Genomic DNA, 14,181 nt, shown 5'->3' with positions numbered 1-14,181 from the left:
GGCAGCCGGCGCGGCGGGTTCAGATCAATGGTGTTTACTTCCGCCATGTCGGCTGCCGGCTCCCTGCTCGCGGTGGTTCCTGCCGCCGCGGTGCTCCTGCTCACCGTCGCGGCGATGCCACGCGAGGCTGGTGCTGTGGCACCGCTGCGGCTCGCCGTGGTGCGCGCCGCCCTGCTCAGCGGGGCGTACGCGGTGCTCGTCGTCGAGGTGCTCGGCGCGTCGCACGCGTTGACCCGGCCCGCGTTCACCGTCGCCTGGCTGCTCTTCCTGATCGCTGCCGCGACGGCGGCCGGTCTGCGCTGGCGACGGGCGACCCACCTCGGGCAGCCGCCAGTCGCCGCACCGGTGCCGGTCCGCGCTGCACCGACAGTCAGCGCCGCATCACGGACGGTGCCGGTCGGCGCTGGAGTGTCCGGAGGCGGCACCGACGTGGCAGCCCCGGTGGCCGAGCGCGATGAGCCGGCCCCCGCGCCACCGCGGGCCGGTCGGGGGCCCGCCGGTCTGCTCGCCATGGCGGTCGACGCCTGGCGTACGGCCCGACCGGGCGAGCGGCTCCTCGCCGGCACGGTCGGCGGGCTGGTCCTGGTGGAGCTGCTGGTCGCGCTGCTGGCCGAACCGAACAACTTCGACTCACAGACCTATCACCTGCCCAAGGTGGAGCACTGGGTGGCCCAGGGCGACCTGGACTTCTGGCCCACCGCCATCCACCGGCAGGTGACCATCCCGCCCGGGGCCGAGTACCTGCTGCTGCACCTGCGCCTGCTCACCGGCGGCGACCACCTGTACAACCTGGTGCAGTGGGCGGCCGGGGTGGTCTGCCTCCTGGTGGCGGCACGGATCACTGCGCAGCTCGGCGGTGGCCGGCGGGCCCAGTTGCTCACCGCGTTCGTGCTGGCGACCACGCCGATGGTGGTGCTCCAGGCGACCAGCACGCAGACCGACCTGATCTGCGCGGCGTGGGTGGCCTGCGCGGCGACACTGGCGCTCGACGGGCTGCGTCGGCGGACCGGCTGGGGCACGCTGCTCGGGCTGGGGGCGGCCACCGGGCTGACCGCGGTGACCAAGACCAGCGGCCTGATCGCTGTCGGCCCGCTGCTGGTGCTCTGGGGACTGGCCCAGTTGAGGCTGGCCCGGCGCGATGAGTCGGCGGCGGCGGGCGAGGTTCGGCGGTCCTGGCCGGTCGGCGGGTTGGCCCGCACTGTCGGCGGTTCGGTGCTGATCCTGGTGGTCGCGGCCGTGGTGGTCGGCCCGTTCCTGGCCCGGGTGACCGCCGAGTTCGGGCATCCGCTGGGGCCGCCCCGGCTGCGCGAGTCCATTCCGATGGAGCGGCACGACCCAGCGTCGATTGTGGTCAACGCGCTGCGGATCGGGCACACCGCTTTCGACACGCCGCTGGCGCCGCTGCGTCGGGCCGGAGCCGAAGTGATCATCAGCGGCGCCGAGGCGATCGGGGTCGACCCGCAGGACCGCGCGATCACCTTCGGGCGGGAGCTGTTCCCGGAGCCGGCCTGGTATCCGGACGAGGACCGGGTGGCGTTTCCGCTGGCCGGGGCGTTGGCGATGATCGGCGCGGTGATCGCGCTCGCCCGTCCACGGCGGATCGCTCCCGAGCGGGCCGGGTCGCTGCGGGCGTACGCCGTGGTGGTGCTGACCGCCGTGTTGCTGCACACCGCGATGATCAAGTGGCAGCCGTGGGGCAACCGGCTGCTGCTCTACGCAGTGGTGCTCGCCGTGCCCCTCGCCGGCCTCTGGCTGGACGCGCTCCTGCGCAACCGCGCGGGTGGGCGTCGAACGGTTGCCACAGTGGCGGCCGTCACCGTGCTGGCCACCTCGGCGCTGGCCGGAGTGCTCGCGCTGTCGTACGGCTTCCCGCGCCGGCTGGTCGGCGCCGGCTCGGTCTTCACCACCTCGGACTGGGACACCCGGTTCCTGCGCCGACCGCAGTGGGCCGACGAGTTCCGCTGGGCGGCGACAGCGGTACAGGACAGCGGTGCGCGTCGGATCGGGCTGGTGCAGCAGAACGACAACTGGGAGTACCCGTGGTGGCTGCTGCTGCGGCAGCCCGACGGCAGTTCACCGGACCTGGTGGCGTTGCAGTCGGTACTGCCGGAACGACCGCCGGCCGACCCCTCCTCGGTCGACGCGATCGTCTGCACCGGCAACAGGGCGGCCTGCGCCAAACTCGTCCCGGCCGGCTGGCGGCTGGAGTTCCGCGGCTACGTCGGCTACGCCCTGCCGCCGGGCCGCTGAACAAGAAGCCGGCTGCACCGCTGCCGGGCCGCTGAACCACAAGCCGGCCCGGATAGTCCGATCCGGGCGGTTCTGCATCCCGCGCGCAAGGACCTGAGGCGCATTCACATCCGTTGATCCGCACGTTACCGTCTGGTAACTCAATCGACGTCCCGCGATTGAGCCGAAAGGAGTGCGTCGATGCCTGCAATCCCCGCCAGGCCCGAACGCGCGACCCGACGACGGGCCATCACCGTCGCCGTCGCCGTCGCCGCTCTCGTCCTACCGATGCTCGCCGGACCGGCCACCCCCGCCACCGCGGCCGACCGACCGACAGTCCAACCACTCCCCGCCAACCTCGAAGCCATCCGAGCCGCCGAGGCGACAGCCCTCTACGGCAGCCCGGCGATCCGCCCGATCGAACAGCGCCGCACCGCGTTGGTCACCATGGGCGACAGCGAGATCTCCGGTGAGGGGGTCGGCAACTACGTCCCCGGCACCCACCAGGACGGCAACTGGTGCGACCGCTCCTACGACCAGGCCGTCTTCCGTACCGGCATCACGTCGGACGCGCAGTACAACATCGCCTGCTCCGGTGCCACCCCCTGGAACCTGATCGCCGGCGGCCCGACCCAGCACAACGAACTGAACCAGGGCGACTACCTGGGCATCAAGGCGCGCAACACGCACGTGAAGCTGATCTGGGTGGTGGTCGGCGCGAACGGTGACGGCACCATCCAGTTCGGTCCGGTCGCCACCGACTGCGCCGTCCGCCGGGTCTTCTTCCAGGGCGTCTGCTACCCCACCTACACCGACCAGTGGACGATCCGCACCGACGGCAGCCGGCAGGCCGTGGAGTCGGCGCTCACGGACATCCGGCAGACCATGACCAACGCCGGCTACCTGCTGTCGGACTACGAGCTGGTGCTGATGTCGTACCCGAGCCCCGGCAGCCCCGACGTGGAGGACAACCCCAACTTCCCCGGCTGGTACTCCGGCGGTTGTCTGCTCTACCTGGCCGACGCGGCGTTCGCCCGGAACAAGGCGGTGCCGATGTTCGAGTCGGCGCTGCGCTCCGCCGCGGCGAACACCGGCACCCGCTACCTGGACGCCAGCCGGCTCTTCCACGGGCACGAGGTGTGCACCGACAACACCTCGGTCCGCGGCCTCTTCATCGAGGTCGGCATCTGGAACGAGAACGCCGCCCGCCAGTCGTTCCACCCCAACGCCCGTGGGCACGGCATGTTCGCCCAGTGCATCACCCAGTTCTGGAACTCCGGGCAGACGCGGGCCAGCTGCGTCGACCCGGCCAGCACCGGCGGTGGTGTGCTCTACCCGGGGCTGCTGGAGTTCAAGCAACTGCGCAACCTGGCCACCGGCACCTGCGTCGACGGCAAGGGGTACGACTCCCGCAACGGCACCGCGCAGCAGCCGTACTCCTGCCACGGTGGGCGCAACCAGGGCTTCTGGTACGACTCGGCACGACGGTCGCTGCACTCGGAGCTGTCCCACGACCGTTGCCTGGACGTCGCCAACAGCTCGATGAGCGCCGGCACCGCTGTCAACATCTACGACTGCAACGGCACCGGCGCGCAGCAGTTCGTCTTCGTCGGTAACCAGATCAGGCCGGCGAGCGCCAACAACCTGTGCGTGGCGTTCGACAACCCGTTGCTGGGCAGCTCCCGCCTGCGGTTGGCGAACTGCTCCAGCAGCACCCGGCAGCAGTGGTCGTTCGAGGCCCGTACCGCCGCCAACCCGGTCGGCTACGGTCACGACGACTTCATCGGCTCCCGCGTCTACTGACGAGAGCAGGGGCCCTGGCGTCCACCAGGGCCCCTGCGCTCACTTCGCGCGGGGAACGAGGATGAGCCGGGCCACGCCCTTGTCGCCGTCCTTCGCGCCGGCGACGCCGAGCGTCGCGCCGACAGTTACCTCGCTCGGCTGCACCGTGGCCCGCCGCTCGACCACCCGCAGGTCGTCGCCGAAGGTCCAGGTCATCGTGAAGCCGTCGGTGGACTTGACCGTCATCGAGTCGCCGTCGACGGCTGTCACCTCGCCGCGCTGCACGGCGACTGTCTGCGTACCGCCGTCCTTCGTCTTCACCACCGCCTCACCGTGCAGTGTGTTCTTGCGCAGCAGCACGCGGGCCTGGCGGCGCTTGCGCCACTCCTCGCCGCGCTTGTCCCGGGCCTTCTCCTTGGCGCCGGGGGACGCACCCGGCGTCGGGGTGGCCGGTGCGGCGACGGTCAGCACGTCCAGGTCGTCGGCGTCGAAGCCCATCGCGGTCAGCGCCTGACCCTCGACCCCCATGGCGGCGGCGACCTCGACGGCGACATCCCGGGCGGGCTGACTGGCCACCTCGGCCGCGCCGCAGCCGCTGACGCCGAGCGCGACCGCCGCGAGCAGTGCAGTGGTGCCGGTGGCGATACCCCAACGTGGCATGACTCTCCCTCTCGTCAGTGGAGCCCTCAGCCTTCCCGGGAACGACGAGCAGAGCGTCAGGCCGATGTTCGGGTCAGGTAAGGATCACCGGGCAGCCGGACGGTGAAGGCGGCACCACCTTCCGGTGCGTGCCCGGCGGCGATCTCGCCGCCCAACCGGCGGACCAACCCGGCGGCCAGCGCCAACCCCAACCCGCTGCCCACCTTTCGCACCCCCCGGTAACGCTCGTGCAGCGCACCGCGTTCGAAGGCCACCGCCAGGTCGTCGTCGGTAAAGCCGGGCCCGCCGTCGCGGACCTCCAACACACCGCCGTGCGCCGGGTCCGCGCCGGCCGGCCGGACCGCGAGCACCACCGGCGACCCCGGGGGTACGACCCGCAGCGCGTTCTCCAGCAGCCCGTCCAGCACCTGCCGGATCCTCCCCGGATCGGTGTACGCCGGCACCGGCTGACCAGGCGTTTCCACCCGGAACGGCACGCCCACCGCGGCACACCGACCGGACCAGGTCGGCTCCGCGTCCACTGCCAGTTGGGTCAGGTCCACCGGCACCGGTTCGAGGGGGAAGTCGGCGGCCTCCAGCCGGGCCAGTGCCAGCAGGTCACCGATCAGCCGGTCCAGGTGTTGGGCCTCGGCCAGCATCGTTCGACCGGTGTCCACAGTGTCGTCGGCGCCGAGCACCCCGTCGGCGAGCGCCTCGGCGTACCCCCGGATCGCGGTCAGCGGGGTGCGCAGCTCGTGCGAAACGGACAGCAGGAACTCCCGCTGTCGACCCTCGCTGGTGGCCAGCGCGGCAGCCAGCCCGTTCAACGCCTCGGCCAGGTCGGCGACCTCGTCCGGCGGCTCCACCGGCACCCGGACGGCACGATCACCAGCGCGCAGCCGGGCGGCGGCGGTCGCCGCGACCCGGATCGGACGGGCCAGCCGACGGGCCAGCAGCAGCCCGGCGACCACACCGGCGGTCAACCCGGCGAGCAGCGGCAGCCAGAGACTGAGCAGCACCCGGGCCCACAGTCCGTTGGCCAGCGGACGGGAGAGCACCACACCGTTGCCGCCGGGCAGGGCCCGACCCTCGACCAGGGCCCGCTCCCCGTTGACCGAGCGGCGAGCCGACACGTTGCGGCCCTGCTCGATCCGCTGCACCACCCGGGGTGGCAGACCGGAACGGTCGACCGCCCCGCGCCGGATCAGGTACGCGTCGATGCCCTGGTCGCGCAGTTGCTGGATGAGCCGTTCCTCGTCGGCGCTGCGACCCCGGTCGAGGCGGGTGCGCAGCACCTCGGCGGCGAGCCGGGCCTGGGCGGCGAGCGCCTGCTGCTCGCTCCGCTCCGCGCCACGGATCGCCAACGGCACCGCGACGATGGCGGTGACCAGCACCGACACCAGTGCCACAGCGCAGGTGACGAGCACCGCGCGGGCGGTCAGCGTACGGCCGAATCGGGCTCGTCGGGGTGCTGTGGGTGGGGCGGCGCCCACCACCGGCAGAGCCATGGTCGGGGACTCGACGCGCCCGGGGTGGTCAGGCATCGACCGCGTACCCCACGCCGCGATGGGTCCGGATCACGCTCGCCGGGCCGAGCTTCGCCCGCACCTGGGCGACGTGCACGTCCACAGTCCGGGTGCCGGCGTGCGCCGCATAGCCCCAGACTCCGGCCAGCAACTCCTCCCGCGTGAAGACCCGGCCGGGCCGTGCCATCAGGTGGGCCAGCAGGTCGAACTCGGTGGAGGTGAGCTGCACCGGGGCACCGGCGGCGGTGACAGTGCGGCGGGCCGGGTCGAGCGTCACCGGGCCGACGACGCGTGGCCGGTCCGCGCCCTCCGGGCCGCCGGCGGATCGACGCAGCACCGCGCGGACCCGGGCGACCAGCTCCCGAGGGCTGAACGGCTTGGTGACGTAGTCGTCGGCACCCATCTCCAGGCCGACGATCCGATCCACCTCGTCGTCCCGCGCGGTGAGGAAGATGACAGGGGTCCAGTCACCGGCCTCGCGCAGCCGGCGGCAGATCTCGGTGCCGGGCAGGCCCGGCAGCGCGATGTCCAGGACGCAGGCCACCGGGCGTAACCGGCGGGCCGCGCTCAGACCGGCCTCGCCGTCACGTTCCAGGTGGACGCCGAACCCGTCCCGGGTCAGGTAGAGCCGGACCAGGTCGGCGATGGCCGGCTCGTCCTCCACGACAAGGACGAGCCCGCGATGCGGTGGTTCGACGGTCACCGGCCCATGATTGCCGACTGCTGATGCTCGGCGCGATCGGTGTGTGTTCGAGTTCGGTAAAGGTGGAACGACGCCCGATGCGCGGTCAGCTCACCAGGACGGAGCGAACATGCCCGGCCGGGCGGCGGCCGGTGCGTCGCCGATGCTGGCGACGACCCGCGCGCCGGGCGGCCGCAGGCGGGTCCGGAACGCCTGGTTGAGCAACGCGTCAAGCTGCCAGACCTGCTTCGGGTGACTGGTCCGGATCAGGAACCGCTCACGGATCCCGTCGATCGCGGTGGCCGCCATCTCCACCGACTGCAGCCGCGGGTCCGGGCTCCAGGTGACGTTGCTCAGCTCGCGCAACTCGGTGTTGAGGTGCAGGCGCAGTCGGTGCAGAAGGCGGGTCTGCTGGGTCACCACCAGGCGGCGGTGGGTGAGTAGCAACAGGTAGTCGCCGGTGACCGGGCGGTCGGGGCGGCTGCAACGGGTGACCAGGATGGTGGCGTCACCGGAGCCGACGCAGCGCCGGAAGACCGGCATGTGCCGGCTCACCGTCTGCACGGCCAGGCCTGCCTCAGCGGCGGCCGGGAGGAACGTTCGGGAGAAGACGTCCATGACCTGCCCAACGACGTCCCCAGCAGGGTGACGTGGGTCACGCGGGTTTTTTGGAAGTTCCACGCCGCCTGTCGCACTGCCTGTCCGACTTCCGACTCGGACGGATCATGGTCAGGAGTTGGGCTGAAGTGGACTGGCGGCGAACAGCTCCTCCAGCCATCCCGGGACCGCGTCGGCGTACTCGGCGCGGGACTCCTCGGGGGTGTCCAGCGCCCGCCGCCAGGAGAGCGACCGGCTCACCGGCCCCAGACCGATCGCCAGGTCGGCCGCCTCCACGAGGGTCCGCCGGTCGTACCTGTCGGACCACGCCTCCAGGTACGCGTCGCGCAACCGCACCAGGTGGGCGTCGTCGGCGGCGAGCTTGCCGGCGTGCCCGATCGAACGCAGGGTCACCAGCAGCGTGCCGAACGGGTGCGCCACCGAGGCGTCGCCCCAGTCGAAGTAGCGGTAACCGGCCGCGCCGGCGAAGACGTTGCCGTCGTGCAGGTCGTCGTGCTGCACCGTCGCCGGGATGCCGATGTCGGCGAGCCGGCGGCACCGCTGTGCGTACGCCGGCAGTTCGGCCCGCAACCGCTCGTGCACCTCCGGACCGAGCCCGCCCTCGGCGCCGACCAGCAGCGCCTCGTGATCGTCGAGCAGCTCGGCGAAGAGACCGGCCAGCACCTCCGGACGCTGATCCGGCACGCCACTGGCGACCAGCTCGTCGGCACGCGACGCGCTCGCCAGTTGCAGCGCCGCGTACCCGGGCAGCGCCCGCTCCCAGTGCGCCAGGTCCGGGTCGCGCGCCAGCACGTCGCGCAGCGACTCGCCGCCGTCGGGCAGCAGCGACCAGCCCTGCGCCGGGTCCACGGCGATCGGCGTCAGCACCCGGTCGGGCGTCAACTCGGCGAGCGCCGCGATCAGTACCGCCTCGTGCACGGTGCCCGGGTTGTTGGCCTTGAACCAGACCGGACCGTCGTCGGTGGGCACCCGCCACACCAGCGACCAGGGCCGCAGCCTCGGCTCCACCAGCCCGGTCACCCGTCGACCGGCCCGGCTCAGCTGCGCGTCGACCCAGGACCGGGCCCGCACCTGCCACTGCTCGCTGGACCAGTCGGGGGCACGCTCACCGGCGATCGTCGTCACGCTGGGCACCTTAGGCGGCCGTTCCGCCTTGAGGCGAGGTCTTTTCCCGCCGCGCGTCAGACCAGCTCGACGATTGTGGCGTTGGCCATGCCGCCGCCCTCGCACATGGTCTGCAGGCCGTAGCGGATGCCGTTGTCCCGCATGTGCTGGAGCATGGTGGTCATGATCCGGGCACCGGAGCCGCCGAGCGGGTGGCCGAGGGCGATCGCCCCGCCGCGCGGGTTGAGTCGCTCCGGGTCCGCCTCGGTCTCCGCCAGCCAGGCCAGCGGCACCGGGGCGAACGCCTCGTTCACCTCGTACACCCCGATCTCCTCGATGCCCAGCCCCGCGCGGCGCAGCGCCTTCGCGGTGGCCGGGATGGGCGCGGTGAGCATGGTGACCGGGTCGTCGGCGGCGACCACTGCGGTGTGGATCCGGGCCAGCGGGCGCAGGCCGTGCCGGCTGGCCCAGTCGGAGGTGGTCACCGCCAGGGCGGCGGCGCCGTCGGAGATCTGGGACGCGGAACCGGCGGTCACCACCCCGTCAGCGCGGAACGGGGTGGCCAGCTCGCCCAGCTTCTCCAGGGACGTCTCCCGGCGGATGCCCTCGTCGGCGGCGAACTTGCCGCCGTCGGCGAGCGGCACCGCTGTCAGCTCCGGGTCGAACGCGCCGGCGTCCTGCGCGGCGGCGGCTTTCTCGTGGCTGGCCAGGGCGAACTCGTCCAGTTGGGTACGCGAGAGGCGCCACCGTTGGGCGATCAGCTCGGCCCCGACCCCCTGGTTGAACGGCAGCGGCGCGTCGTCGGCGAAGCCCTCGACGCCCCGGTAGCGGGCGCGCAGCTGGTCACTGAACGGCATGCCGCCGGCCACACTGGAGCCCATCGGCACCCGGGTCATCGACTCGACGCCACCGGCGACCACCAGGTCGGCCTGGCCGGAGAGCACCGTCGCGGCGGCGAAGTGCAGGGCCTGCTGGCTGGAGCCGCACTGGCGATCCAGTGTGGTGCCGGGCACCGTCTCCGGCCAGCCGGCGGCGAGCACGCCGTTGCGGGCGATGTTCCACGACTGCTCGCCGACCTGGGACACGCAGCCCCAGAAGACGTCGTCGACCTGGGCCGGGTCGAGCCCGGTGCGCTCGGCGAGGGCGCGCAGCACGTGCGCCGAGAGGTCGACCGGGTGGACGCTGGCGAGGCTGCCCTTGCGCCGCCCGACCGGGGTACGTACCGCGCCGACGATGACCGCGTCACTCATGTTTACTCCCCGGTAACTTGGGCTGCCCCGATCCTACGTCGTCCATCGACCGGTCGTCCGGCCACACCGGCACGAGGTGCCGGAATCCGACGGCCGCTGGCATGCTGGGCGGGTGAATGAGACCTCCCCGGCACAGCAGTGGCGGGTGCCGTCGAGCCTGCCGGCGGCGAAGCTGGCTGGCGCCGTCCTGCTCCTCGCGCTCGGGCTGCTCTTCGCCGACGGCGACCCGGTCCGCCTGGCGCTGGCCGCTCTGGCCGCCGCCGCGCTGGCCGGCTGGGCGGTACGTGACCTGGTCGCGCCGGTCCGATTGGCGGTGGCCCCGGCCGGGCTCACAGTCATCAACGGCTTCGCCGGCCGACGTCTGCTGCCCTGGTCGTCGGTCGAGGCGATCGCCGTCGACCGGCGGCCGCGGCTGGGGCTGACCAGCGAAACCCTGGAGATCGACGCGGGCAACTCGCTGCACCTGTTCGGCCGGTACGACCTGGGGGCCACCCCGGAAGAGGTGGCCGCCGCACTGCGCGCCGCCCGCCCCGTCAGGTGAGCAGTGCGGCGGTCCGGAAGAGCACCAGCGCGAGCAGGATCAGCAGGATCAGCGCCCCACCAGTGACCTGCACCAGCGTGCGCCGACCGCGCGGCGCGTACGCGAGCACCAACGCCATCAACGCGCCGACCACCAGGCCGCCCAGGTGCCCGGGGATCGAGATGCCCGGCACGGCCAGCGTGAACACCAGGTTGATCACCAGGATCGGGATGATCCGGGAGATGTCCCGGCCCAACCTGCGCTCGATGATGATCAGCGCGGCGAAGAGACCGAACACGGCCGTCGACGCGCCGACGGTGGCCGCCCGCGGGCTGCTGAACAGGTAGGCGGCCACGTTGCCGCCGAGGCCCGCGATCAGGTAGAGCGCGGCGAACCGCACCCGCCCGAGGTTGGCCTCCAACGACCGGCCGAGCACCCACAGCGCCCACATGTTGAGCAGCAGGTGGAGCACGCCGTAGTGCAGGAACATCGCCGTGACCAGCCGGTACCACTGGCCCTCGGCGATCCCGCCGAGCGTGTAGTCGGACAGGTAGGCCCGGCCGAGCACCGCACCCCACTCGGTCAGCGGCGTGCTGCCACCCATCAGGCCACCGAAGCCGGAGCCGCCCACCGCCGCGTCCCCGCCCCGCGCGGAGGCGATGGAGAGCAGCAGGAACAGCACGTTCACGGCGATCAGCGCCTTGGTGACGTAGCCGTGCCGACCGGCCGTACCGCCGCCGAAGGCGGTACGTGCCGGCCGGACACTGCGTCGTCCCTCGTTGACGCACTCCGGGCACTGGTGCCCGACCGCGGCATCCCGCATGCAGTCCGGGCAGATCGGCCGGTCACAGCGGGAGCACCGGACGTAGGTCTCCCGGCCGGGGTGCCGGTAGCAGACCGGGGTGGTCGGCGGAGACTCGCTCACCGGGCCGACCCGCCGTCCAACACCACACGGTCCACCGGCACCGGCCGTGCTCCGGAGCGCTCAATCATGCGAGCAAAGGTACCTCGCCAGTCGCTCAGGAAGCGGACCGCTCGATCTCGACCCGCTCGATGACGACGTCCTGGAGCGGACGGTCGCTCGGACCGGTCGGGGTGCTCGCGATCGAATCCACGATCTTCACCGACGCCTCGTCGGCGACCTGGCCGAAGATGGTGTGCCGGTTGTTGAGGTGCGGCGTCGCGGACACGGTGATGAAGAACTGCGAACCGTTGGTGCCCGGTCCGGCGTTCGCCATCGCCAGCAGGTACGGACGGTCGAACCGCAGCTCCGGGTGGAACTCGTCGGCGAACTTGTAGCCCGGTCCGCCCCGGCCGGTGCCGGTCGGGTCGCCCATCTGGACCATGAAACCGCTGATCACGCGGTGCGAGATGGTGCCGTCGTAGTACGGACCACTGCCCGGCTGACCGGTGCGCGGGTCGGTGTACTCACGGTTGCCCTCGGCCAGGTCGACGAAGTTGCGGACGGTCTTCGGCGCGTGGTTCGGGAAGAGCTCCAGCCGGATTGGGCCAGCGTTGGTGTGCAGGGTGGCGTAGACAGCCTCGGCCACGGGTACTCCTCACTCGTTGGTCAGTTCCATGCGGATCCTCCCATGTGCCCGATCTGGCATCGCGGAGGCATCCGAAGGTGGAGGATGACGAAGGAACAACTCCCAGGAGGTAGGACCGTGTTTGGATTCGGGCGGCGCAAGTCCCAGAGGCAGCAGGCCTTGGCCGAGCTGAACCAGAGCATCAGCCACCTGATGCTGGCAGCCAACCACGCCGCGAAGGGCGCCGGCGCGACCGTCGGCCCGCGGGTCCAGGTGGCCCGGGGTTACGTCGCACCGACCGCCGCGAAGGTACGCGACCGCGCGTCGACCGGCTGGGGGACGACTCTCACCACGCTGGCACCGCTGGCGGCCGCTGCTCGTGACGGCGCCGCGCAGGCAGGGCCGCTGACCAGGAAGGCCAAGTCGAAGACCATGCGGATCACCGGTAAGAAGAAGCAGCCGCGCCGTCGCGGCTCGATGATGACCGGCCTGTTGGCGGCGGGTGCCATCGCCGGCCTGGCCGGCGCGGTCGCGCTGCGTCGCCGCCGGGAGCAGCAGGAGTGGGCCGAGTACGACCCGACCCGCAGCACCCTGGAGCCGATGCGCGACGAGGTCGACTCGATCGAGGTGCGTACGCCGTCCGCCGCCCGCGGGTCCGACGGCTCCGCCATGTCCGGCGCGGCGGGGATGACCGGCGCGGGCAGCTCGGCGGTGGCCGGCGGCTCCAGCGCCAGCACCACCGCCCCGGCCAAGCAGACCGGTGTCCGCCCGACCGACAAGGTCCCGTCGGTCGCCGAGGGCGCCACCGACGTCTCCGGTCGGCCGACCGACGACCTCACCAAGGCTCTGGGCAAGGACACGGCCCGCACCAACGGCCGCCGCTGAGGTCAGCAGCAGCGCATCGGGCGCCGGCGAGTGGGTCCACCCACTCGTCGGCGTTTCCGCGTCAGGTGGTGCTCTTCGCCCGGCGGCGCCTCCGCCTCGCGGTCAGAGCCAGCCGTTGCGGCGGAACCACCGGTAGAGGGCCAGTGAGACGCCGAGCATGAGGGCCAGCACCACCGGATAGCCGTACGTCATCTTCAGCTCGGGCATGTTGTCGAAGTTCATGCCGTAGATGCCGGCGATGGCGGTCCAGACCGCGGCGATACCGGCCCAGGCGGCGATCTTGCGCATGTCGTTGTTCTGGTCGACGGTGACCTGGGCCAGCCGCGCCTGGAGGATCGAGTTCAGCAGGTCGTCGTACGAGTTCACCTGCTCCACGGTGCGGCTCAGGTGGTCCTGCACGTCCCGGAAGTACTTGCGGATCTCCTTGGGCACGTCCCGGTTGACCTGGGACGTCAGCGTCATCAGCGGCCGCTGCAACGGCACCACCGCCCGCTTGAACTCGACCAGTTCCCGCTTCATCTGATAGATCCGCTGGATCCGCCCGTGGCCATGCCGGTCGAAGACCTCCGCCTCCAGCATGTCCAGGTCGTCCTCGATCTGGTCGGCCACCTCCAGATAGAGGTCGACCACCCGGTCGGTCACCCCGTACGCCACCGCCCACGGCCCGTGCAGCAGCAACTCCTGCTTGGTCTCCAGGTCGGCGCGGATCGGGGCGAGCCGGCAGGCATCCCCGTGTCGGACGCTGATCACGAAGTTCGGGCCGATGAAGAGCATCACCTGGCCGGTCTCCACGACCTCGGAGTTCTCGGTCAGCTCGGTGTGCTCGCAGTAACGGGCGGTGCGCAGCACCAGGAAGACGACGTCGCCGAACCGTTCCAACTTGGGGCGCTGCTCGGCCTTGACCGCGTCCTCGACCGCCAGCTCGTGCAGGCCGTAGGTCTCCGCGATGGCGGTCATCTCGGCCAGCTCCGGCTGGTGCAGACCGATCCAGACGAAGCCGTGCTCCTCGCGGCGGGCCGCGGCCAGCGCCTCCGCGTAGGTCCAGTCGCCGGGCTGCCGCTTGCCGTCGACGTAGAGGGCGCAGTCGACCACGGCGCTGCGGCCGGTGCCCGTGCCCGTCGGGGCGGGGACCGGCGGCGAGCCGTCGGCGTTGAGGATCCGGGTCATCGCCCGGACCGGGGAGGGCCACGCCCGAGGTCGCAGCACCCGACCGGTGGTCGACGGTGCCGTCCGGTCCCGCTCTGTCCGATCCGTCATCGCGTCACCTCCCGCGCTCAGCTGCGGCTTGCAGGCTACGCCGATCGCGGTCGAGGACCGGTGTGACGGCGGTCGCGTGGGGCGGCGCCGGGCGGGCCGGGCCGCATCGGGGGGTGTGCGGGGGACGACACGGCCCACCCGGCACCTGTGGGGGCGGGAG

At 72.1% G+C, this 14,181-nt stretch carries 13 protein-coding genes; 4 read left to right on the top strand and 9 right to left on the bottom strand.

Translation table 11 applies throughout. From position 1 onward, the window contains the following. Nucleotides 1-27: 27 nt before the first annotated feature. Both NIE79_RS29275 and NIE79_RS29270 read left to right on the top strand, forming a co-directional pair. Nucleotides 28-2,250 carry a glycosyltransferase family 39 protein gene (locus NIE79_RS29275; protein WP_238681638.1) on the top strand — a complete coding sequence of 741 codons (2,223 nt, stop codon included), beginning with the start codon at nucleotides 28-30 and terminating at the stop codon, nucleotides 2,248-2,250. 180 nt (nucleotides 2,251-2,430) lie between these two features. Beyond that, the gene (locus NIE79_RS29270; protein ID WP_238681637.1) at nucleotides 2,431-4,032 is read left to right on the top strand and encodes a ricin-type beta-trefoil lectin domain protein; all 1,602 of its coding nucleotides are present in this window, start codon (nucleotides 2,431-2,433) and stop codon (nucleotides 4,030-4,032) included. A 39-nt stretch (nucleotides 4,033-4,071) separates the two neighbouring features. Here the strand turns inward: NIE79_RS29270 and NIE79_RS29265 are convergent, their stop codons facing one another. The 6 genes from NIE79_RS29265 to NIE79_RS29240 form a co-directional block, all read right to left on the bottom strand. Next, a complete protein-coding gene (locus NIE79_RS29265) occupies nucleotides 4,072-4,671 on the bottom strand; it encodes a hypothetical protein (RefSeq protein WP_238681636.1) in 600 nt (199 codons plus the stop codon). Between the two features lie 56 nt (nucleotides 4,672-4,727). Beyond that, nucleotides 4,728-6,194 (bottom strand): sensor histidine kinase, encoded by a 1,467-nt coding sequence (locus NIE79_RS29260; RefSeq protein WP_238681635.1) that lies wholly within the window; start codon nucleotides 6,192-6,194, stop codon nucleotides 4,728-4,730. Next, nucleotides 6,187-6,879 carry a response regulator transcription factor gene (locus NIE79_RS29255; RefSeq protein ID WP_238681634.1) on the bottom strand — a complete coding sequence of 231 codons (693 nt, stop codon included), beginning with the start codon at nucleotides 6,877-6,879 and terminating at the stop codon, nucleotides 6,187-6,189. Before NIE79_RS29255 ends, NIE79_RS29260 begins: the two co-directional genes overlap by 8 nt. 90 nt (nucleotides 6,880-6,969) lie before the next feature. Next, nucleotides 6,970-7,476 carry a hypothetical protein gene (locus tag NIE79_RS29250; protein ID WP_112675276.1) on the bottom strand — a complete coding sequence of 169 codons (507 nt, stop codon included), beginning with the start codon at nucleotides 7,474-7,476 and terminating at the stop codon, nucleotides 6,970-6,972. Between the two features lie 111 nt (nucleotides 7,477-7,587). Beyond that, on the bottom strand, nucleotides 7,588-8,601 hold the full coding sequence (locus NIE79_RS29245) for an aminoglycoside phosphotransferase family protein (RefSeq protein ID WP_238681633.1): 1,014 nt from the start codon (nucleotides 8,599-8,601) through the stop codon (nucleotides 7,588-7,590). 56 nt (nucleotides 8,602-8,657) lie between these two features. Then, the gene (locus tag NIE79_RS29240) at nucleotides 8,658-9,830 is read right to left on the bottom strand and encodes a thiolase family protein (RefSeq protein WP_238681632.1); all 1,173 of its coding nucleotides are present in this window, start codon (nucleotides 9,828-9,830) and stop codon (nucleotides 8,658-8,660) included. Nucleotides 9,831-9,942: 112 nt separating this feature from the next. Here NIE79_RS29240 and NIE79_RS29235 point away from each other — a divergent pair, with 112 nt between their 5' ends. Further along, nucleotides 9,943-10,371, top strand: coding sequence for a PH domain-containing protein (locus NIE79_RS29235; protein WP_238681631.1), 429 nt, complete (start codon nucleotides 9,943-9,945; stop codon nucleotides 10,369-10,371). On the opposite strand, the gene NIE79_RS29230 is transcribed toward NIE79_RS29235, so the two are convergent. Together NIE79_RS29230 and NIE79_RS29225 are read right to left on the bottom strand one after the other, a co-directional pair. Continuing rightward, the gene (locus NIE79_RS29230) at nucleotides 10,364-11,275 is read right to left on the bottom strand and encodes a rhomboid family intramembrane serine protease (protein ID WP_238681630.1); all 912 of its coding nucleotides are present in this window, start codon (nucleotides 11,273-11,275) and stop codon (nucleotides 10,364-10,366) included. The genes NIE79_RS29235 and NIE79_RS29230 overlap by 8 nt on opposite strands. A gap of 94 nt (nucleotides 11,276-11,369) precedes the next feature. Beyond that, entirely contained in the window at nucleotides 11,370-11,900 is a 531-nt protein-coding gene (locus tag NIE79_RS29225) for a peptidylprolyl isomerase (protein WP_238681629.1), read from the bottom strand. Between the two features lie 84 nt (nucleotides 11,901-11,984). On the opposite strand from NIE79_RS29225, the gene NIE79_RS29220 reads away from it, so the two are divergent. Next, the gene (locus NIE79_RS29220; protein WP_238681628.1) at nucleotides 11,985-12,764 is read left to right on the top strand and encodes a hypothetical protein; all 780 of its coding nucleotides are present in this window, start codon (nucleotides 11,985-11,987) and stop codon (nucleotides 12,762-12,764) included. Nucleotides 12,765-12,866: 102 nt separating this feature from the next. Here NIE79_RS29220 and corA read toward each other — a convergent pair whose 3' ends face one another. Beyond that, nucleotides 12,867-14,021 (bottom strand): magnesium/cobalt transporter CorA, encoded by a 1,155-nt coding sequence (gene corA, locus NIE79_RS29215; RefSeq protein WP_203119035.1) that lies wholly within the window; start codon nucleotides 14,019-14,021, stop codon nucleotides 12,867-12,869. Nucleotides 14,022-14,181 lie beyond the last annotated feature (160 nt).

It is taken from the genome of Micromonospora trifolii (assembly GCF_022229005.1).
GTDB lineage: Bacteria > Actinomycetota > Actinomycetes > Mycobacteriales > Micromonosporaceae > Micromonospora > Micromonospora trifolii.
This window is presented reverse-complemented; position numbering and strand designations above follow the sequence as displayed.